Source organism: Geodermatophilus sp. DSM 45219, from assembly GCF_900104025.1.
In the GTDB taxonomy this organism is placed as follows: Bacteria; Actinomycetota; Actinomycetes; order Mycobacteriales; family Geodermatophilaceae; genus Geodermatophilus.
Genome location: NZ_FNIQ01000003.1, coordinates 632608 through 651065, shown reverse-complemented (window position 1 = coordinate 651065; position 18458 = coordinate 632608). Strand labels below are relative to the sequence as shown.

The window sequence follows — 18458 nt, the reverse complement described above, 5'->3', positions numbered from 1 at the left end:
GTGCCCTGGACGGGACCGGCGGCGGGCCCGGCGGGAGTGGGGACCTCGCTCAGGCTAGCCGGACGACCGTCCTGATCGCGCGGCGCAGACCCGGCTCCAGTGTCCAGAACCCGTCCTCGGCCGCCGCCGCGCGGGCCTCCTCGAGGGCGTGCAGCCGCCCGTACGTCCAGGCGTTCTCCCCCGCGGCGTACGCGGCCCGGCCCAGCCGGACGGCGACGTCCCGGGTGACCACGGTGTCCTGCGCGGTGCCCAGCCGGTCCTGCACCTCCTTGGTGCAGGCGACCAGCGCCGCGGCCGGCTCCCCGAACCCGGTCGCCGCCACCTCGGCGGTGTAGCGCACCCGCTTGGTGGCCTTGCGCACCTCGTGCAACAGGTGGTGCCGCTCGGCGCCCTCGGCCTCGCGCGCGGCCTCGACGAGCCGGCGCAGCCGCTTCCCGCTGCGCCGGACGGCGTCGGCCAGCGGCGCGGACGCGGGCTCGGCGGCCAGCTCGGTGACCGGCGGCTGCGCCAGCAGCGCGTCCAGGGCGTCGAGCAGCTGCAGGTAGCGGCGGTCGGTGAGGGTGCGGGTGACCCGGCGGGCGCCGGCCTCGTGGTCCTTGATCTCGGTCTGCTGCAGCCGGGCGGCGACCGGGCCGAGCACGAGCTCCACCGGCTGGGCGGCGACCAGCTCCCGCAGGTGGGACAGCGCCACCTCGGTGTCCCGCGCGCCGGAGAGCTGCGCGCCGACCCACTGCAGCTCGGTGCGCAGCGGGTCGGTGTGCTCCCGGTCGAGCACCGGGCGGAACGCGGCGAGGATGCTGCGCAGCCGCCGGCAGGCCACCCGCAGGTCGTGCACGCCCTCGGGCTGCTCGGTGCGCACCGCGAGGTCGGCGTCCCGCAGCGCCTTCAGCTGGCCGGCGACCGCGCCGAGCACGACCTCCCCCGCCGTCCGGGCCGGGAGCCGCTCCCCCTTCGCCGCCTTCTTCCGCTTCTTGCCCTTCGTGCCCTTCGTGCCCTTCGTGCCGCTACCGCCGTCCTCCGCCGCCTCGGGCTCGGCGGCGGGGGGAGCCGGCACGGGCAGCCGGCCGTCCAGCACCCGGCCGAGCTTGGACGGCAGCGCGGAGGGGCGCGCGCCGGCCGCGACGAGCCGCTCGGCCACCGCCTCGAGCAGCGCCTCGTCGCCGTCCACCAGCTCGACCTCGAGCTCGCGCCAGCTGGTGACGGTGGCCGGCTCGCCGGGGTCGGTCGCCAGCGCCGTGCCGACGACGGAGTCGTCGGCGAGCTCGGCCAGCACCCGGCCCTGCTCGTCGAGCAGCCGGTGCACCACCCGGCGGGTGGCGATGGTGGCGACCGGCTCGGCCGCCGCGGTGCCCAGCAGCCCGAGGACCGGGCCGGTGACCGACCGCGGGGCGGTGCGGGCCGCGCGACCCGGCGGCTGGTGCAGCTCCCGCCGGGAGCCGTTCGCCCCGGGCAGCTTCACGTGCCACCCGGCGTCGGCACCGCCGGTGCGCCGCCGCAGCGTCACGCGGGAGCGCAGCAGCCGCAGGTCGGGGGTGTCGTAGTAGGTCGCCTCCAGCGCCTGCTCCTCCGGCCCGTCGACGGCGGCGACCGCACCCGTACCGGTGAGGTCGGGCAGGGCGAGGGACTCGTCGGCCTCGAACTTCCGCTCGACCTCGATGTGCTCGGTGGTCACGGTTGCCACGGTAGGCAGGTCTGCACAGGTGGGCACGCCGGCGGAGCGCGATGTTCGGGCGGAGTCCTGGGTGGGCACGGTCGACCTCGCGGGTCCGAGGGGACCCGGATGACGAGGGGAGCCGACCCGGTGTTGAGCGAACGAGAACTGTCGGCGGCGATCGGCAGCCCGGCCTACGGTCCCGACGGCGAGAAGATCGGCACGGTCGAGCACTTCTTCACCGACGACCGCACCGGCGCCCCCACCTGGGTGGCGGTGTCCACCGGGCTGTTCGGCACCCGGCACTCCGTCGTCCCGGCGGGGGAGGCGACCTTCGCCGAGGGCAGCGTGCGGCTGCCGGTCACGAAGGACGCCGTCCGCAGTGCGCCGTCGGTGTCCGACCAGCACCTGGCCCCCGAGGACGAGGCGCTGCTGCGGCAGCACTACGGCCTGGACGCCGGGGGCGTGCCCGCGGGCCCGGACGACGTCACGACCCACGACCTGTCGCACGTGCCGTCCGGGTCGGGGTCGGGCGGTCTGCGGCAGGACACGCTGTCGGTCTCGCGGGGTGCCTCCCACGGCGAGACGGTGCCGGTCGCCGCCGTCCCCCCGCCCCCGGCGGACGGCGCGATGACCCGCAGCGAGGAGCGGCTGCGGGTGTCCACCGAGCGCTATGCCGCCAAGCGCGTGCGCGTCGTCAAGTACGTGGTCACCGAGGAGGTGACCGTCACCGTCCCGGTGCGTCGCGAGGAGATCCGCATCGAGGAGGTGCCGCTGGACGCCGACGGCCCCGCGGTGGCGGCCGGCGCGGTCGCCGGGACGGGCCTGCCGGAGGTGATCGTGCTGCACGCCGAGCGACCGGTCGTCGGCACCGAGGTGGTGCCCGTCGAGCGGGTGCGGCTGCACACCGACGTCGTCACCGAGCACGTGCAGGTCCGCGACCAGGTGCGCCGCGAGCGGATCGACGTCGACGAGGACCGGGCGCGCTAGGCGCGGCGGTCGGCGAGGCTCTGCCGTCAGCGCCTGTCGGCGAGGAACTGGAGCCGCTCTCGGGTGGCCGTGACCTCGGCGGGGTCGACGTCGGCCACCAGGACCGTCTCCACGCCGGCGGCGGTCGCCAGCAGCTCGCCCATCGGGCTGACGATGCGGCTGTCGCCGGCGTGCCCGGTGCCGTCGCCGGCCGTGCCGACCCGGTTGCAGCCGACGACGTAGGCCTGGTTCTCGATCGCCCGGGCCTGCAGCAGCGTCTGCCAGTGCAGCCGCCGGGCCGCCGGCCAGTTCGCCGTCACCAGGTAGACGTCGGTGTCCAGGGCCGCGTGCCAGAAGACGTCGGCGAAGCGCAGGTCGTAGCAGACGAACGGGGTGACCCGCAGGCCGCCGACCTCCACCGTCACCGGCTTCTCCCCGGCCCGGAAGCGCTCGTGCTCGCCGCCGTGGGTGAACGGGTGCAGCTTGCGGTAGCGGTGCACCGTGCCGTCGGGGCCGGCCAGGACGAAGGAGTTGTAGGGCAGGTCCCCGCCGGGGGCCACCTCCGGGCAGCTGCCGGCCACCCAGACGCCGTGCGTCGCGGCCTGCTCGACCAGGAACTGCGCCGACGGGCCACCCTCGGGCTCCCCGATGCCCGGCGTCATCGAGAAGCCGGTGGAGAACGTCTCGCTGAGCAGCACGAACTCCGCCCCGGCGCCGGCCGCGCGGGCGACCAGCGGCGCCAGCCGGGCGAAGTTCGCCGCCCGGTCCTCCCAGACGATGTCGTGCTGGACCACTCCGAACCTCATCGCTGCATCCTCCCCAGTCGCTCGACGCCCTCGCCCAGCACCGCGTCGCTCTTGCAGAACGCGAAGCGCACCAGGTGCCGGCCCAGGTGGGCGTGCTGTGCCGAGTAGAAGACCACCGTCGGGACGGCGACCACCCCGGCGCGCGCGGGGAGCGACCGGCAGAACGCCAGGCCGTCCCCGTCGGGCTGCACCGGCCGGACGTCGACCGTGGCGAAGTACGTCGCCTCCGGGCACACCACCGGTAGCCCCGCGGCGGTCAGCCCCGCGACCAGCAGGTCGCGGCGGTACTCCAGGTCGCGCGCGATGCCCGCGAAGTAGTCGTCGGGCAGCCGCAGCCCGGCCGCGACCGCGGGCTGGAACGGCCCGCCGTTGACGTAGGTGAGGAACTGCTTGGCCGTGCGGACGGCGGACACCAGCGGTGCCGGCCCGCAGATCCAGCCGACCTTCCACCCGGTGACGTTGAAGGTCTTCCCGGCGCTGCCGACGACGAGGGTGCGTTCGCGCATGCCCGGCACGGTGGCCAGCGAGGTGTGCCCGGCGCCGCTGAAGACCAGGTGCTCGTAGACCTCGTCGGCGAGCACCAGCAGCTCGTGCTCCATGGCCAGCGCGGCGAGCACCCCGAGCTCGGCGCGGCTGAACACCTTGCCGGTGGGGTTGTGCGGCGTGTTGAGCAGCAGCAGCCGCGCCCGCGGGGTGACCGCGGCGCGCAGCTCGGCGGCGTCGAAGGTCCACGGCCCGCGACCGTCCTCGGGTGGGCTCAACGGCACCGGCCGGGCGACGCCGCCGGCCATCGCGATCCCCGCGGCGTAGCTGTCGTACATGGGCTCGAACAGCACGACCTCGTCGCCCGGCTCGAGCAGCGCCAGCAGCGCGGCGGTCAGCGCCTCGGTGGCGCCGGCGGTGACCAGGACCTCGGTGTCGGGGTCGTAGCCGTGGCCGCCGAAGCGGTGCACGTGCTCGGCGACCGCGGCGCGCAGCTCGGGGATCCCGGGCCCCGGCGGGTACTGGTCGTACGCGGTGCCGATCGCCGCGCGGGCGACGTCGAGCACCTCCGGCGGTCCGGGGTAGTCGGGGAAGCCCTGCCCGAGGTTGATCGACCCGGTGGCGACGGCGAGCGCGCTCATCTCGGCGAAGACCGTCGTCCCGAAGCCCTGCAGGCGGGCCGACAGGTACGGCGCACGCGTCATGGCCCCACCCTCGCAGTTCCACGTGGAACCCCGCTCACGAGACCCGCACGTCCTCCATGCCCGCCACGCTGACCACGTCACCCTTCCGCAGCTGGCGGCCGCGGCGCTCCTCGGGCTCGCCGTTGACCCGCACCGTGCCGGTGAGCAGCACGTCCTTGACCTGGGCGCCGGTCGGGACGGCGTCCACCAGCTTGAGCAGCTGCCCCAGCCGGATGGACTCCTCCCCCGGCCGCAGTGCCACGGTCCGCACGCGGCTCACGGTGCCAGCCCGTCGCCCACGGCCACGGGCCCCGGACGGGTCACCAGCGCGCCGACCGCCAGGCAGCCGTCCCGCTGCCGGTGGATCGTCTTGAGGACGCCGTTGTCGCGACCGATCCCGCCGGGCTGCGGGCGGGTCACCATGACGCAGCGGTCGACCTGCTTCACGACGTCCAGCTCGGCGCCGCCCAGCCGCACCCGCCGGCCCACCAGCGCGTCCTCGCCCTCCCCCGCCAGGACGACGTTCGCGCGGAACCGCCGCCGGTCCCAGGTGCCCAGCGTCGCGGTGGAGACGAGCGAGACACGGGTGCGGGAGCTGTCGTGGAAGGCGCCCTGGGCACCGGGGAAGGCGTCCCAGTCGTACTCGCCCGCCTCGCCCACTTCGTTGGGGTTCTCGTAGAACCGCTCACCGGGTGCCTCGGCCGCGGACCGCAGCGCCACCGGCCGGCCCAGCCACTCCGACAGGACGCCGTCGCCCGATGTGACGGAGCCGTCCGGCAGCACGACCTCGGCGGTGCCGTCGGCGCGCAGCCGGCCGGTCAGGAACAGCAGGTCGGGCACCCGCCGGGCGGTCAGCCCGAAGCCGGTCGCGGTGTCGAACAGCGCCCACTGCCGGTCGCCGGCCAGCCCGTCGGCCCCGACCTCGGCGCCGACCAGCCGCTCGCCCTGCAGCGACTTGACCGGGTAGCGCCACAGCTCCGCGACCTGCACGTCACACCTCCCAGCCGAGGGTCCAGGTGCCGGCCCAGTCCGCGCCCGGCTCGAGGACGACGAGGTCGACGGAGTCGGCGAGCGCGTTGGGCGGGCAGGTCATCGGCTCGACGGCCACGCTGCGCCGGCGCTGCCCCGGCTGGAGCGTGTCGCCGGTGAAGACCTGCAGCCACGGCCACGCCCGGTCGACGGCCAGCTCCAGGGTGCCGAGCGCTGCGCTGCGCAGCCGCACCCGGGCCCAGCCGTCGGCGTCGCGCTCGAGGTCGGTGACGGGGGTGTCGAGGGCGCGGTCGCCGATCCGGCCGACGGCGCCGTCGAAGGGGCGCCGCTCCCCCGTCGGCAGCCCGCCGTCGTCCACCACCAGCTCGGTGCGGGCGGGCAGGGCGAGCTCGGCGTCGGCGATGGCGTCGTCCTGCTCCGCGCCGACGGCCAGGTAGGGGTGGAAGCCGGCGCCGAAGGGCGCCGGCTCGGCGCCCTCGTTGCGGACACGCATGGTCACGGTGAGCCGGCCGGGCCCGAGGCCGTGGTCGACCGCCGCGGCGAGCCGGAACGGATAGCCGGAACGGGGCTCGACGACGGTGCCGACGGTGACGGCGTCGCCGGACTGCTCCAGGACCGTCCACGGCTGCCAGCCGACCAGCCCGTGCATGGCGACCGGCTTGCCCGGGCCGGTGAGCTCGAGCTGCAGGTCGCGGCCGTCCCAGCTCCACCGGCCGTCGCGGATGCGGTTGGGCCAGGGCAGCAGCACCCGGCCGCGGCTGCCGCCGGGCACCGTGCCCGCGGCGTACCCGTCGAGCAGCTCCCGGTCGCCGACGGTCAGCGCGCGCATCGCCCCACCGCGCAGGTCGACGACCAGCCGCGCGTCGCCACTGCTGATCTCGACCTCGGTGGGGTCGGTCGCGGGCCAGGCAGCACTCATGGGTCTCACCCCACCACACGACGATCGGGCCCAACGCGCATCCGGACCGCGGCGGCTCCGGTCAAGGCATGCGGCGGATCTGTGGACAGCGTTCTGAGCCGGGGATGGCGGCGGCGTTCGCCGCCGGTGCGGTGACCGGCGAGCAGGCCGCGGTGCTGGGCCGGGTGGTCGAGCCGGCGGCCCTGGCGCTGGCCGCCGAGCAGGGCGTGGACCTGGCCGCGGTGGACGCGGTGCTCACCGGGGTGGCGCAGAGCCGCCCGCACGCCGACACCGCGCGGGCGGTGCGGCACTACCTGGACCGGCTGGACGCCGACGGCCCCGAGCCCGACCCCACCGAGGGACGCCGGCTGGCCATCACCCGGCACGCCGACGGCAGCATCAGCGGGCGGTTCGACCTGGACGCGGTGGGCGGGGAGAAGCTGCAGACCGCGCTGGAGGCCGTGGTGCAGGCCGGCCGGGCCGCCGGGGACGAGCGCACCCGGTCCCAGCAGCTCGCCGATGCGCTGGTGCAGCTGTGCGACACCCAGCTAGCCGCCGGCCGGCTGCCGGTGCTGCGCGGGCACAAGCCGCAGGTCATCGTGAAGATCGACGCCGAGGACCTGTTCGGGCCCGGCACCCACCCCGGCGCAGGGGAGATGGGGTTCGGGGCGGCCATCTCCGCCGCCCGGGCCCGCTGGATCGCCTGCGACGGGGCCGTCACCCGGATCGTCATGGGGCCGGATGGGAGGCCGCTGGACTACGGCCGCAACCTGCGCCTGGTGCCCCCGCACGTGCGCCGGGCCGCCGAGGTGCGCGACGGCGGGTGCGTGTTCACCGGCTGCGGCGCCCCCACCTCCTGGTGCGACGTGCACCACCTGCTGGAGTGGATCAACGGCGGGGACACGTCGCTGGAGAACTCGGCGCTGCTGTGCGAGCGGCACCACACCAAGGTGCACCACGGGTTCCGGGTCGAGCGGCAACCCGACGGCCGATGGCGCACCTGGCGACCCGACGGCAGCGAGATCGGCATCGGACCCGGCCGCACCGGACCGGGGAGCACCGGCCCTCCACTCGTCGCCGCAGCCTGACCCGAGCCCCGAACACCCGCACACCGAGCCGCACGACCGCTGAGGTCGTGCGGCTCGGCGTGCCTGCGTACCGGCTCAGGGCGTGTAGGTCACCTGCTCGGCGATCTGCACCACCTGCTCCCTCGTGAGGTCGCCCGGCGCCTGCACGACGAAACCCGTCCCGTCGGGGAACCGCGCCTGCAGGTACCAGCCCTCCTGCCCGCCGCCGTGGTCGGTCCGCGCCACGTGGGCGGGCTGGCCCAGCACGGCCAGCTCCTCGACCGGCGCCGCGACCCCCTCCACCATGCCGGGCCACTGGTCGACGGGGACGACCTCGTCGGAGGACGGCACGTGCACGGTCAGGCCCACCTCGGGGTCGGTGTCGTCGGCCAGGCGGACGATCCGGCCGTTCTCCTTGAAGAAGTCCAGGCGCCAGCCCGCCGGTGCCAGCCGCAACTGCAGAGGCACGGTCTGCGGGCCGTCGACGAGGTCCTCGCCGAGGGCCGTCACGGTCTCGCGCTCGGCGAACCGGCCCCGGCCCATGACGGTGACCCACTGCCCGGGCACCCGCTCCCAGTCGAGGTAGGCGACCTCGGCCTCCGCCGACCCGCGGTTCATGACGGTCAGCCGGCCAGGCCGGCCGTCGACGGTCACGGCGTCCTGCACGACCTGACCGGGCGAGCCGTCCGACCCCAGGGGCGGGGCCTCCGTCCCCACGTGCACGGTGACGCCGTGGACCGGGTCCTCGGTACCGACGTAGGACATCGACGTCCCACCACCACCGTCGCCGCCGAAGACGGGGCCGTCCGTGCCCAGTGGCGCCGTGGGCAGGGACAGCGGGAACGCGGGCATCGCGAAGTCGACCAGCGTGACGCCACCCGGCGCACCGGCGGTGGGTGAGGCCCCGGGGCCCGTGACGACGACCGCGGCCGTCCAGGCGGCGGCGACCGCGACCACCGCCGCACCGAGGCGCAGGGGTAGCCGCCGGCTGGGCACGCGGCGCCGGCGGACCGCCGGCCGGCCCTCGATCCCGGCCAGCAGGGCGGCGCGGGCCGCCTGCCGGGTGGCGGTGGTCAGCTCCGGCCCCTCGGGGCCCGCATCGCGGAGCAGGGTGATCTCGTTCATCGGGGCTCCTCCAGCGGAGAGGCGGGGCCGAGCGCCGCGCGCGTCTGGCGGCGGGCCCGGTGGAGGCGGGAGCGGACGGTGCCGACGGGGACGTCCAGCGCGGCCGCGATCTCGTCGTAGCCGAGCTGTCCCCAGGCGAAGAGCAGCAGGACGTCGCGGTCGCGGACGTGCAGCGTGGCCAGGGCGGCGGCCAGCGGGCCCCGCAGCGCCTGGGCGGTCCACCGGTCGGCGGACGCGGCCGGGTCGTCGTCCCGAGTCGGCGGCTCCGCGGCCGCGCGGGCCAGGGCCTTGTACCGGCGTCGCTCGGTCCGCGCGTGCCCGTGCACGAGGTTCGTGGCGATGCCGATCAGCCACGGCCGCACGTCGAGGCGCTCGGGCCGGTAGTCCGCTCGCCGCCGGAAGGCGATCAGGAAGGTCTCGCTGAGCAGGTCGTCGGCCAGGTCCCCGACCCGGCGGCCCAGGTAGCGGTGCACCTCGCCGGCGTGCCGGTCGAAGAGCGCGGCGAAGAGCTCGGGCTCGTCGACCGACCGCGCGACGAGGTCGGCGTCCGGCGGCCGGGCCGACGGCAGGGCGCGCAGGGACGGCGGCTCCGGTGGGGGCCCGGCATCCGTCCACACCGGCGCAGAAGCCACGGACCGTGATGGTCCAGCAGCGAGGGGTGAAGTCGTCACACCCCTCCATGTCCGGAGCGGCGGATCGGGTTCACGGCCTGCGTCAGCCGGTCAGGCGGGCGGCAGCACCCGCTCGTGGAACAGCGGGTCGTCGGCGCCGTCCGCGTAGGCGCCGAAGGCCGGGATCGGCCGGTACGCGGTGCCCTCGCACAGCGCCACGGCCTCGGGCTGCCGAGGACCGGTCTCCAGCCGCAGCGTCGTCCAGCCGCGGTCCCGCGCGGCCGCCGCCAACCCGGCGAGCACGAGCGGCGACAGCCCCCGCCCGCGGGCCGCGGGGACGACGTACATGCGCTTCACCTCCGCGTACGGCGTCGAGCACCCGCCGACCGTACTGACGCGTTCCACGTGGAACGCGTGACGTCCGTCAGTACCGCGGCGACGTGCTCCCGCCCCAGACTGGAGCCCCCACCGAGGAGGAGCCCGAGATGCCCGAGCCGCACCTGCGCGCCGCCGACGCCGACCGCGCGGCCGTCGCCACCCGGCTCGGCGACCAGATGAGCGCCGGTCGGCTCACGGTCGCCGAGTACGACGAGCGGCTGGCCCGCGCCTACGCCGCCCGCACCTACGGGGAGCTCGAGGCGCTCACCGCCGACCTGCCGCAGCCGGCCCCGCAGCCGGTGGCGGTCCGGACCGCGCACGTGCCCGGTCAGGGCGCGTCCGCGTGCGGTTGGAGCGGCGGTCCGTCGCGCGAGGCGGCCTGGCGGAACTGGGCCGTCGTCGCGGTCGTCGTGCTCACCGTCTGGACCGCCACCGCCATCGGCTCCACCGACCTGCCCTACTTCTGGCCGATCTGGGTCATCGGCCCGTGGGGCGCGGTGCTGCTCGCCCAGACCCTGAGCCGTGGGCGCCGCGACGACGCGCGGCGCCGGCTGACCTGACGGTGCGGGTGAGGGTCCGTGGAGTGGGTACAGCGACGCGGACCGCCCACTCCGAGGACCGGGGGACCGATGCACACGATGGCCGAACGCTTCACCGATGCACTGCACCGGATCGACAGCGACCGCGACGTCCAGCCCATGCTGGACCTGACCGGTGACGACGCCGAGCTGGCCAAGCTGGACGAGCACCACCAGACCCGCGGCAAGGACGGCGCGAAGACGTTCTGGGAGGAGTACCGCAACGTCTTCGGCGACCTCGAGACCACCTTCACGCACAGCGTCGTCGGGGAGGACAGCGCCGCCCTGGAGTGGACCTCCACCGGGACGCTGCGCAGCGGCAAGCCCTTCCGGTACCGCGGCGTGACGGTGATCGAGGGCGACGAGGAACGGCTCACCGGCGTCCGCACCTACTACGACTCCGCGGCCTTCCTGCAGGAGCGGGCCGGCACGGCCTGAACGAGGGGCCCGGAACGGGGCCCGATGCGACGAGAGGGCCCCGGGGAGATCTCCCCGGGGCCCTCGTCGCACTGTGGGCAAGGGGGGAGTTGAACCCCCACGTCCTCTCGGACACACGGACCTGAACCGTGCGCGTCTGCCATTCCGCCACTTGCCCTGGCGAGGGAGAACCCTAGCAGGACCGCCCGTGGAACCCCGGCAGGGGGTCGGGCGTCGTCCCTGCAGGCCCGGGGCGCGCTCCCCGGGACGTGAGTCGGTCCCCGGCTGGTCGACCCGTGGACGGCTACGATCATCGATGGCAACCGGACGTACGCGCTAGCGCAAGGGAGCGACTGTGGGTGTGCTGCAGCGCTTCGAGCGGCGGCTGGAGGGCATGGTCGGCCTCGCCTTCGCCCGGATCTTCAAGGGCAAGGTGCACCCGGCCGAGATCGCCAAGGCCCTGACCCGCGAGGCCGACGAGCAGCGCGCCGTCATGGGCGAGGGCCGTGTCCTGGCGCCCAACGTCTACGACGTCCGGCTGGGCGCCACCGACTACGACCACCTCGCCGAGTGGTCCGAGCAGCTGGCCGCCCAGCTCGCCGACATGGTGACCGAGCACATCGAGGGCGAGGGCTACCAGGTCTTCGACGCCGTCCAGGTCCGCCTGGAGCGGGACGACGAGCTGCCCACCGGCGTCTTCGAGGTCAGCTCGCACGTCGCCGACCCGGCCCGACCCGGTGTCCCGCTCGACGGCCCGCGCAGCGGCGCGGTCCCACCGCTGCCCCCGATCCAGGGCCGGATGCCCACCGACACCGGCCGGCAGTCCCCCTCGACCGTCGTCGGCCGCGCCGGCAGCCGGCCCGGGGTCACCCACGTCCTGCTCGTCGACGGCCCGGGCACGCGGCACGAGCTGACCACCGGGCGCAACGTCATCGGCCGGGGCACCGACGCCGACATCCGGCTGCCCGACACCGGCGTGAGCCGCAAGCACGTCGACGTCGTCCTGGACAGCGGGACGGCGATCGCCGAGGACCTCGGCTCCACCAACGGCACCCTCGTCAACGGCCGGCGGATCACCCGCCAGCCGCTGGCCGACGGGGACGTCATCCGCATCGGCCACTCGGTGCTGGTCTACCGGCAGGACAGCGCGTGAGGCAGGTCGTGGTCCCGTGACGGCCGAGATCGTGCTGCAGATCTTCCGCTTCGGCTTCCTGCTGCTGCTGTGGCTGTTCATCTTCGCCGCGTTCCGCGTGGTGCGGGCCGACCTGTTCGGCGGCCGCGCCGGGCGGGTGGCCTCGGTGCCGCCGCGCGCCGCCGCCGCCAAGAAGACCCGCGGTGGCCCGAAGACCCTCGTCGTCACCGCCGGCCCGCTCACCGGCACCAAGATCACCCTGGGCGACCAGCCGATCCTCATCGGCCGCGCCGACGACTCCACCCTCGTGCTGACCGACGACTTCGCCAGCTCCCGGCACGCGCGGCTGACCAACCGCGGCGGCCAGTGGTACGTCGAGGACCTCGGCTCCACCAACGGGACCTACCTGGACCAGCAGCGCGTCCAGGGCCCGCTGCTCGTGGCGCCGGGGCAGCCGATCCGGATCGGTCAGACCGCCCTGGAGCTGCGCTCGTGACCGGCCGCACTCCGTGGAGCCCCGCCCGATGAGCCTCGCGCTGCGCTACGCGGCCCGGTCCGACCGCGGCCTGGTCCGCGGCAACAACCAGGACTCGGTGTACGCCGGCCCCCGGCTGCTCGCGGTCGCCGACGGCATGGGCGGGCACGCGGCCGGCGACGTCGCGAGCAAGGTCGTCATCGCCGCGCTGGAGCACCTGGACGACGACGCGCCCTCGGGCGACATGCTCCAGGCGCTGCGCGAGGCGGTCTTCGACGGCAGCGAGCACCTGCGCGAGGTGATCCGCGAGTCCCCGCAGCTCGAGGGCATGGGGACGACGCTCACCGCCGTCCTGTTCGCCGGCGGCCGGCTGGCGCTGTGCCACGTCGGCGACTCCCGCGCCTACCTGGTGCGCGACGGCGTCCTGCAGCAGATCACCCACGACGACACCTTCGTGCAGACGCTGATCGACGACGGGCGGATCACGCCCGAGGAGGCCAACCACCACCCGCAGCGCTCGCTGCTGCTGCGCGCCCTCAACGGGCAGGACGTCGACCCCGACCTGTCCATGCGCGAGGCCCGGGCCGGTGACCGCTACCTGCTCTGCTCCGACGGGCTGTCCGGCGTGGTGAGCGAGGAGACCCTCGCCGAGGCCCTGCAGGACCCCGACCCGCAGGCGACCGCCGACCGGCTCATCGAGCTGGCGCTGCGCAGCGGTGGGCCGGACAACATCACGGTGATCGTGGCCGACGTCGTCGAGGACGGCGGCGGGGGCACCTACCCGGTCGACCCGGTGGTCGACGGCGCCGCGGGCGACAACGTCGGGCAGCGCGCGGTCGACCCGCGCTCGGCCGCCGGGCGGGCCGCGCTGGCCGACCCGCGGCCGGCTCCCCCGGCCGCGACGGGATCGGGGGCCGTGGCCGCGGCGCCACCCCCGGGCCGCAGGCGCCGCCGCGTGCTGGGGGCGCTGGCCGCCGTCCTGCTGCTCGGTGCCGCCGCCGTGGGCGCCTACCTCTGGGTGCTGTCCAACTGGTTCGTGGGCGTGCAGGACACCGACGCCGGCGAGCGCGTGACCGTCTACCGCGGCCTGGACACCTCGCTGCTCGGCATGGACCTCAACCGGGTCGCCGACGTCACCGACCTCCCCGTCGCCGACCTCACCCCGGCCGGCGCCAGCAAGGTGCAGCGCGGCATCGAGGCCACCGACGCCGAGCACGCCGAGCGGATCGTCTCCATGCTCCGCGAGCAGCGGCTGCCGCTGTGCCCCGTCGAGGAGGACGTCGCGCCGTCCCCTGCCGTGCCGACCCCGGCGCCGCCCTCCCCCGCGCCGCTGCCCGACGCCGGTGCGGCCCCCACGTCCGCGGCGCCGTCCGCGGTCCCCACCCCCGCCGCCCCGACGACGGCCGAGCCGACGCCCACGCGCGCCACACCGACGCTCGAGCCGGGCGTGGACTGCCGGGAGGCCCGGTGACCAGCGGACCCGTGACCGATCCCCGCGCCGCGGCGCCGGGGACGCCGCCCCCGCCCAAGCGCCGCAACACCGAGCTGGCGCTGCTGGGCTTCGCCGTCCTCATCACGCTGGTCGCCCAGGCGATCGTCGACCTCACCGTCACCGGCTCGCTGACCACGGAGCTGGCCACCTTCGGCGTGTGGTTCACCGCGCTGTGGGCCGTCGCGCACCTCGTCGTCCGCCGGTGGGCGCCCTACGCCGACCCGCTGCTGCTGCCGGCCGTCGCGCTGCTCGTGGGCCTCGGGCTGTCGTTCATCCACCGGCTGGACCTCGCCGCCCAGCAGGCCGGCAGCACGGTCAGCCGCGAGGACGCCCCGGTCCAGCTGGTGTGGGCCACGCTGGGCCTGGTGCTGTTCATCGGCGTGCTCCTGGTGCTGCGCGACCACCGGCTGCTGGCCCGCTTCGCCTACACCCTGGCACTGATCGGGCTGGTGCTGCTGGCCATCCCCGCGGTGCTGCCGGCCTCGTTGTCGGAGGTCAACGGCGCCAAGATCTGGATCCGGGTGGCCGGCTTCAGCATCCAGCCCGGCGAGTTCGCCAAGATCTGCCTGACCGTCTTCTTCGCCGCCTACCTGGTCGACAAGCGCGACGTCCTGGCGCTGGCCAGCCGCCGCGTCATGGGTCTGGAGCTGCCGCGCGGCCGCGACCTCGGCCCGGTCCTGGTCGCCTGGATGCTGTCGATCCTCGTGCTGGTCTTCGAGCGCGACCTGGGCAGCTCGCTGCTGCTGTTCGGCATCTTCGTGGTGATGCTCTACGTGGCCACCGAGCGGGCCAGCTGGCTGGTCATCGGCCTGGGCCTGTTCGCCGGCGGTGCGCTCATCGCCTACCAGCTGTTCGGCCACGTGCAGCAGCGCGTGGACTCCTGGCTGGACCCGTTCGAGTACTACGACGGCTCGGGCTTCCAGGTCGCCCAGGCGCTGTTCGGGCTGGGCACCGGCGGGCTGTTCGGCGCCGGGCTCGGCGGTGGGCGCCCCGACCAGGTGCCGGTGGCCAAGAGCGACTTCATCGCCGCCGCGGTCGGCGAGGAGCTGGGCCTGTTCGGCCTGGTCGCGGTGATCATCGTCTACCTGGTGCTGGTGGAGCGCGGGCTGCGCACCTCGCTGATCTGCCGCGACGCGTTCGGCAAGCTGCTGGCCGCGGGTCTGTCCTTCGCGATCGCCTGGCAGGTGTTCGTCGTCCTCGGCGGCGTCACCGGGCTGCTGCCGCTGACCGGTCTGACCACGCCGTTCCTCGCCTACGGCGGCTCCTCGCTGGTGGCCAACTTCGTGCTGGTCGCCGTCCTGGTCCGGATCAGCGACGCCGCCCGCCGCCCGGCCGCCCCCGTCGGGCAGCCCAAGCCCGCCCTGGGTGACGCCCCGACCGAGGTGGTGCAGACGTGAACGCCCCGCTGCGCCGCGTGGCGATCAGCGTGCTCGTCCTGTTCACGCTGCTGATCGTCAACGTCAACGTCATCCAGGTGGTCCGCTCCGACGAGCTGCGCTCCGACGGCCGCAACACCCGCGTGCTGGCCGAGGAGTACGACCGCGAACGCGGCTCGATCGTCGTCAGCGGCACCGAGATCGCCACCTCGGTCGCGACCGAGGACCGGCTCACCTACCTGCGCCAGTACCCGCAGGGTCCGCTGTACGCCCCGGTGACCGGCTACTACTCGCTGGTCTACGGCAACGTGCAGATGGAGCGGGCCGCGAACGAGGTGCTCGCCGGCACCGACGACCGGCTGTTCGTCCGGCGCCTGGCCGACCTGTTCACCGGCCGGGACCCCTCCGGCGGGGACGTCGTCCTGACCATGGACCCCGCCGTCCAGGAGACCGCGATGGCCGGCCTGGAGGGCGTGACCGGGGCCGTCGTCGCCCTGGACCCCGCCACCGGCGCGGTGCTCGGCATGGCCAGCACGCCGACGTACGACCCGAACCTGCTGTCCAGCCACCAGCCCGCGGAGATCCGCGACTACGCCGCGCAGCTCGACGCCCTGGAGATCGACCCCCGGCTGAACCGGGCCATCGACGCCCGCTACTCGCCCGGCTCGATCTTCAAGGTCGTCGTCTCCGCGGCGGCCCTGGCCAGCGGCGAGTACACCCCCGACACCGTCGTCCCGGCGCCCGACGAGCTGACGCTGCCCCAGTCGACGTCCACCCTGGAGAACTTCGGCGGCTCGGCCTGCGACCCCAGCGGCCAGCAGAGCCTGATCGACGCGCTGACGATCTCCTGCAACACCGCGTTCGCCCAGCTCGGCATCGACCTCGGCGAGGAGCGGGTGCGGGAGATGGCCGAGGCGTTCGGCATCACCGGCGAGGGCTTCGACATCCCGCTCACCGTCGAGGGCAGCACGCTCGGCGAGATCGAGAACGACGCGCAGCTCGGGGTCAGCTCGATCGGGCAGCAGGACGTGCAGCTCACCCCGCTCCAGGCGGCGATGATCGCCTCGGCGGTGGCCAACGACGGCACGCTCATGAGCCCCTACCTCGTCGACCAGGTGCGGGCGCCGGACCTGTCGGTCATCGACCAGACCGACCCCGACGAGCTCAGCGAGCCGGTCTCCGCGGAGGTCGCCGACCAGCTGACCGACATGATGGTCGGCGTCGTCGAGGACGGCAGCGGCCGGCGCGCGCAGATCTCCGGTGTCCAGGTCGCGGGCAAGACGGGGACGGCGGAGAACGCCGGTCCCGACCACAACTGGTTCATCGGGTTCGCCCCGGCCGACGACCCGCAGATCGCCGTGGCGGTCTTCGTGGCCAACGGCGGGGGCACCGGCGGCGACGTCTCGGCGCCCATCGCCGGTGACGTCATGCAGGCGTACCTCGAGGGGCAGGGCGGCTGATGACACTGTCCACCGGCACGATGCTCGCCGGGCGGTACGAGATCACCGCACCGATCGCCACCGGCGGGATGGGCGAGGTCTGGCGCGCGCGGGACCGCGTCCTCGACCGCGAGGTCGCCGCGAAGGTGCTGCGCAGCGAGTTCACCGGCGACCCCAGCTTCGTGGCCCGCTTCCGCAACGAGGCGCGGCACACCGCGGCGCTGTCGCACCCCAACATCGCCTCGGTCTACGACTACGGCGAGACCGAGGACGAGCGCGGGTCCCAGCTGGCGTTCCTCGTCATGGAGCTGGTCGAGGGCAAGCCGCTGGTCACGATCCTGCACGAGGAGGGGACGCTCCCGGTCGACTGGACGCTGCACGTCCTGGGCCAGTCCGCCGACGGGCTCTCGGCGGCCCACCACGCCGGCGTCGTCCACCGCGACATCAAGCCCGGCAACCTCATCGTGCGCCCCGACGGCGTGGTCAAGCTGACCGACTTCGGCATCGCCCGGGCCCGCGACGCCACACCGCTGACCCGCACCGGCATGGTCGTCGGCACCGCCCAGTACCTCTCCCCCGAGCAGGCGCAGGGCTTCGAGGTCACCGCCGCCTCTGACGTGTACTCCCTCGGCGTCGTCGGCTACGAGTGCCTGACCGGCGGCCGGCCCTTCGACGGGACGTCCCAGGTCGCGGTCGCCCTGGCGCACATCAACCGCCCGCCCCCGCCGTTGCCGGCGAGCATCCCGCCAGCGGTGCGGCTGCTGATCGAGCGCGCCCTGGCCAAGGACCCGGCCGACCGCTTCCCCGACGGCGCCGCCTTCGCCGCCGCCATCCGCTCGGTGGCCTCCGGGCAGGGCCTCGCCCCGTCGTCCGTGCCCGGCCCGGGCACGTCACCGCCGGTCGGCCTCGGCGCTGCCGGCCTGGGTACCGCGCAGACCGAGGTCGTCGGCGACCTCGCCGACTCCCGCACCCAGGTGCTGGGCGCCGCGTCGACCGCCGGTCCTGCCACCGGAGCACGCACCTCGGTGGGCGCCCTGCCGCCGCTGCGCCGCACGGACGACGACGACGACCGCTACGCCGCCGCAGCCGCGACCGACGACGCCCCCCGGCGCAACCGCTGGGTCTGGCTGGTCGCCGGCCTGGTGCTGCTGACCCTGCTCGGCACCGGCCTGTGGTTCGCGTTCTCCGGCGACGGCGAGGACCCCGCCGGCACCGACGCCGACGCCGGCGCGACCACCTCGGCGGCACCCAGCGCGAGCGCCAGCGCCGCGGGCGTCCTGGTCGACACCAGCGCCTACGTCGGTCGCCCCGCCGACGAGGTGGAGGCCGAGCTGGAGGCCGCCGGGCTGGAGGTGGAGGTCGAGGACGCCGACGAGGCAGACGTCGCCGCGCTCGGCATCGAGCTCAGCGAGGACGACGTCGTCACCACCGACCCCAGCGAGGTCTCGGTCGCGCCGGGGACGACGGTGACCCTCTTCGTGGCCCCCGACGACTTCGTGCCCGACACCGGCGAGGAGGCCCCCGCCGAGGAGACGCAGGAGGCCCCGACCGCGCCGACCACGCAGGCCCCGGCGCCGCCCACCCCCTCCGCTCCCGCGCCGGGCGGCGGCGGCGGCGGTGGCGGCGGCGGCGGCACCGGAAACGAGGGGGACGGTGACACGGGCACCGGCCAGGACCCCGGGACAGACACGGGGCAGGACGCGGAACGCAGCCCCGGGCCGGATCCCGACCAGGCCCCCGACGAGCTCGAGGGCAGCACGGCGCCGTCGGCCTCGACCAGCCCCACGGCGACAGCGACGGCGACACCCAGCGCGGGAGCGGCGGGCCAGGCCCCGTGATCCCCGCTCCTCGCGCCGTCCCGATCCGGGGGGCCGTGGCGGTTAGGCTC

19 protein-coding genes and 1 tRNA gene are annotated in these 18458 nt (G+C 75.2%); 10 read left to right on the top strand and 10 right to left on the bottom strand.

What is annotated here, in order from left to right; genetic code table 11:
• Positions 1-49: 49 nt before the first annotated feature.
• Complete coding sequence (locus BLR12_RS12140) at positions 50-1672, bottom strand: CYTH and CHAD domain-containing protein (protein WP_091378045.1); 1623 nt, start codon at positions 1670-1672, stop codon at positions 50-52.
• 108 nt (positions 1673-1780) lie between these two features.
• Here BLR12_RS12140 and BLR12_RS12135 point away from each other — a divergent pair, with 108 nt between their 5' ends.
• Entirely contained in the window at positions 1781-2641 is an 861-nt protein-coding gene (locus tag BLR12_RS12135) for a PRC and DUF2382 domain-containing protein (RefSeq protein WP_255363448.1), read from the top strand.
• A gap of 26 nt (positions 2642-2667) precedes the next feature.
• On the opposite strand, the gene BLR12_RS12130 is transcribed toward BLR12_RS12135, so the two are convergent.
• The 5 genes from BLR12_RS12130 to BLR12_RS12110 are packed head-to-tail and all read right to left on the bottom strand — an operon-like array spanning position 2668 to position 6501.
• Positions 2668-3426: a nitrilase-related carbon-nitrogen hydrolase gene (locus BLR12_RS12130; RefSeq protein WP_091378039.1), complete on the bottom strand. Its 759-nt coding sequence runs from the start codon at positions 3424-3426 to the stop codon at positions 2668-2670.
• A complete protein-coding gene (locus BLR12_RS12125; RefSeq protein ID WP_091378036.1) occupies positions 3423-4613 on the bottom strand; it encodes a pyridoxal phosphate-dependent aminotransferase in 1191 nt (396 codons plus the stop codon). The genes BLR12_RS12130 and BLR12_RS12125 overlap by 4 nt, the downstream gene beginning before the upstream one ends.
• 34 nt (positions 4614-4647) lie before the next feature.
• Positions 4648-4863, bottom strand: a complete 216-nt coding sequence (locus BLR12_RS12120) for an RNA-binding S4 domain-containing protein (protein WP_176832473.1) — start codon at positions 4861-4863, stop codon at positions 4648-4650.
• Positions 4864-4868: 5 nt separating this feature from the next.
• A complete protein-coding gene (locus BLR12_RS12115; protein WP_091378032.1) occupies positions 4869-5582 on the bottom strand; it encodes an MOSC domain-containing protein in 714 nt (237 codons plus the stop codon).
• Between the two features lies 1 nt (position 5583).
• The gene (locus BLR12_RS12110; protein WP_255363447.1) at positions 5584-6501 is read right to left on the bottom strand and encodes an aldose 1-epimerase family protein; all 918 of its coding nucleotides are present in this window, start codon (positions 6499-6501) and stop codon (positions 5584-5586) included.
• A gap of 104 nt (positions 6502-6605) precedes the next feature.
• Here BLR12_RS12110 and BLR12_RS12105 point away from each other — a divergent pair, with 104 nt between their 5' ends.
• Positions 6606-7568 carry an HNH endonuclease signature motif containing protein gene (locus BLR12_RS12105; RefSeq protein ID WP_255363446.1) on the top strand — a complete coding sequence of 321 codons (963 nt, stop codon included), beginning with the start codon at positions 6606-6608 and terminating at the stop codon, positions 7566-7568.
• A gap of 75 nt (positions 7569-7643) precedes the next feature.
• Here BLR12_RS12105 and BLR12_RS12100 read toward each other — a convergent pair whose 3' ends face one another.
• The 3 genes from BLR12_RS12100 to BLR12_RS24515 form a co-directional block, all read right to left on the bottom strand.
• Complete coding sequence (locus tag BLR12_RS12100; RefSeq protein ID WP_091378026.1) at positions 7644-8672, bottom strand: hypothetical protein; 1029 nt, start codon at positions 8670-8672, stop codon at positions 7644-7646.
• Positions 8669-9304: an RNA polymerase sigma factor gene (locus BLR12_RS12095; protein WP_255363445.1), complete on the bottom strand. Its 636-nt coding sequence runs from the start codon at positions 9302-9304 to the stop codon at positions 8669-8671. Before BLR12_RS12095 ends, BLR12_RS12100 begins: the two co-directional genes overlap by 4 nt.
• Before the next feature lie 90 nt (positions 9305-9394).
• On the bottom strand, positions 9395-9688 hold the full coding sequence (locus BLR12_RS24515) for a GNAT family N-acetyltransferase (RefSeq protein WP_369803438.1): 294 nt from the start codon (positions 9686-9688) through the stop codon (positions 9395-9397).
• Positions 9689-9768: 80 nt separating this feature from the next.
• On the opposite strand from BLR12_RS24515, the gene BLR12_RS12085 reads away from it, so the two are divergent.
• Together BLR12_RS12085 and BLR12_RS12080 are read left to right on the top strand one after the other, a co-directional pair.
• The gene (locus BLR12_RS12085; RefSeq protein ID WP_091378022.1) at positions 9769-10221 is read left to right on the top strand and encodes a DUF1707 SHOCT-like domain-containing protein; all 453 of its coding nucleotides are present in this window, start codon (positions 9769-9771) and stop codon (positions 10219-10221) included.
• A gap of 69 nt (positions 10222-10290) precedes the next feature.
• Entirely contained in the window at positions 10291-10677 is a 387-nt protein-coding gene (locus tag BLR12_RS12080; RefSeq protein WP_091378019.1) for a nuclear transport factor 2 family protein, read from the top strand.
• Positions 10678-10751: 74 nt separating this feature from the next.
• Here BLR12_RS12080 and BLR12_RS12075 read toward each other — a convergent pair.
• A tRNA-Leu gene (locus BLR12_RS12075) sits at positions 10752-10834 on the bottom strand.
• A gap of 177 nt (positions 10835-11011) precedes the next feature.
• On the opposite strand from BLR12_RS12075, the gene BLR12_RS12070 reads away from it, so the two are divergent.
• The 6 genes from BLR12_RS12070 to BLR12_RS12045 are packed head-to-tail and all read left to right on the top strand — an operon-like array spanning position 11012 to position 18408.
• Entirely contained in the window at positions 11012-11809 is a 798-nt protein-coding gene (locus tag BLR12_RS12070; protein ID WP_091378017.1) for an FhaA domain-containing protein, read from the top strand.
• A 16-nt stretch (positions 11810-11825) separates the two neighbouring features.
• A complete protein-coding gene (locus BLR12_RS12065; RefSeq protein ID WP_091378014.1) occupies positions 11826-12284 on the top strand; it encodes an FHA domain-containing protein FhaB/FipA in 459 nt (152 codons plus the stop codon).
• 28 nt (positions 12285-12312) lie between these two features.
• The gene (locus tag BLR12_RS12060) at positions 12313-13734 is read left to right on the top strand and encodes a PP2C family protein-serine/threonine phosphatase (protein ID WP_091378013.1); all 1422 of its coding nucleotides are present in this window, start codon (positions 12313-12315) and stop codon (positions 13732-13734) included.
• Positions 13731-15152, top strand: a complete 1422-nt coding sequence (locus BLR12_RS12055) for an FtsW/RodA/SpoVE family cell cycle protein (protein ID WP_218120634.1) — start codon at positions 13731-13733, stop codon at positions 15150-15152. Before BLR12_RS12060 ends, BLR12_RS12055 begins: the two co-directional genes overlap by 4 nt.
• On the top strand, positions 15149-16591 hold the full coding sequence (locus BLR12_RS12050) for a peptidoglycan D,D-transpeptidase FtsI family protein (RefSeq protein ID WP_091378010.1): 1443 nt from the start codon (positions 15149-15151) through the stop codon (positions 16589-16591). The genes BLR12_RS12055 and BLR12_RS12050 overlap by 4 nt, the downstream gene beginning before the upstream one ends.
• The gene (locus BLR12_RS12045) at positions 16591-18408 is read left to right on the top strand and encodes a protein kinase domain-containing protein (protein ID WP_091378009.1); all 1818 of its coding nucleotides are present in this window, start codon (positions 16591-16593) and stop codon (positions 18406-18408) included. The genes BLR12_RS12050 and BLR12_RS12045 overlap by 1 nt, the downstream gene beginning before the upstream one ends.
• The last annotated feature ends 50 nt before the right edge of the window (positions 18409-18458 follow it).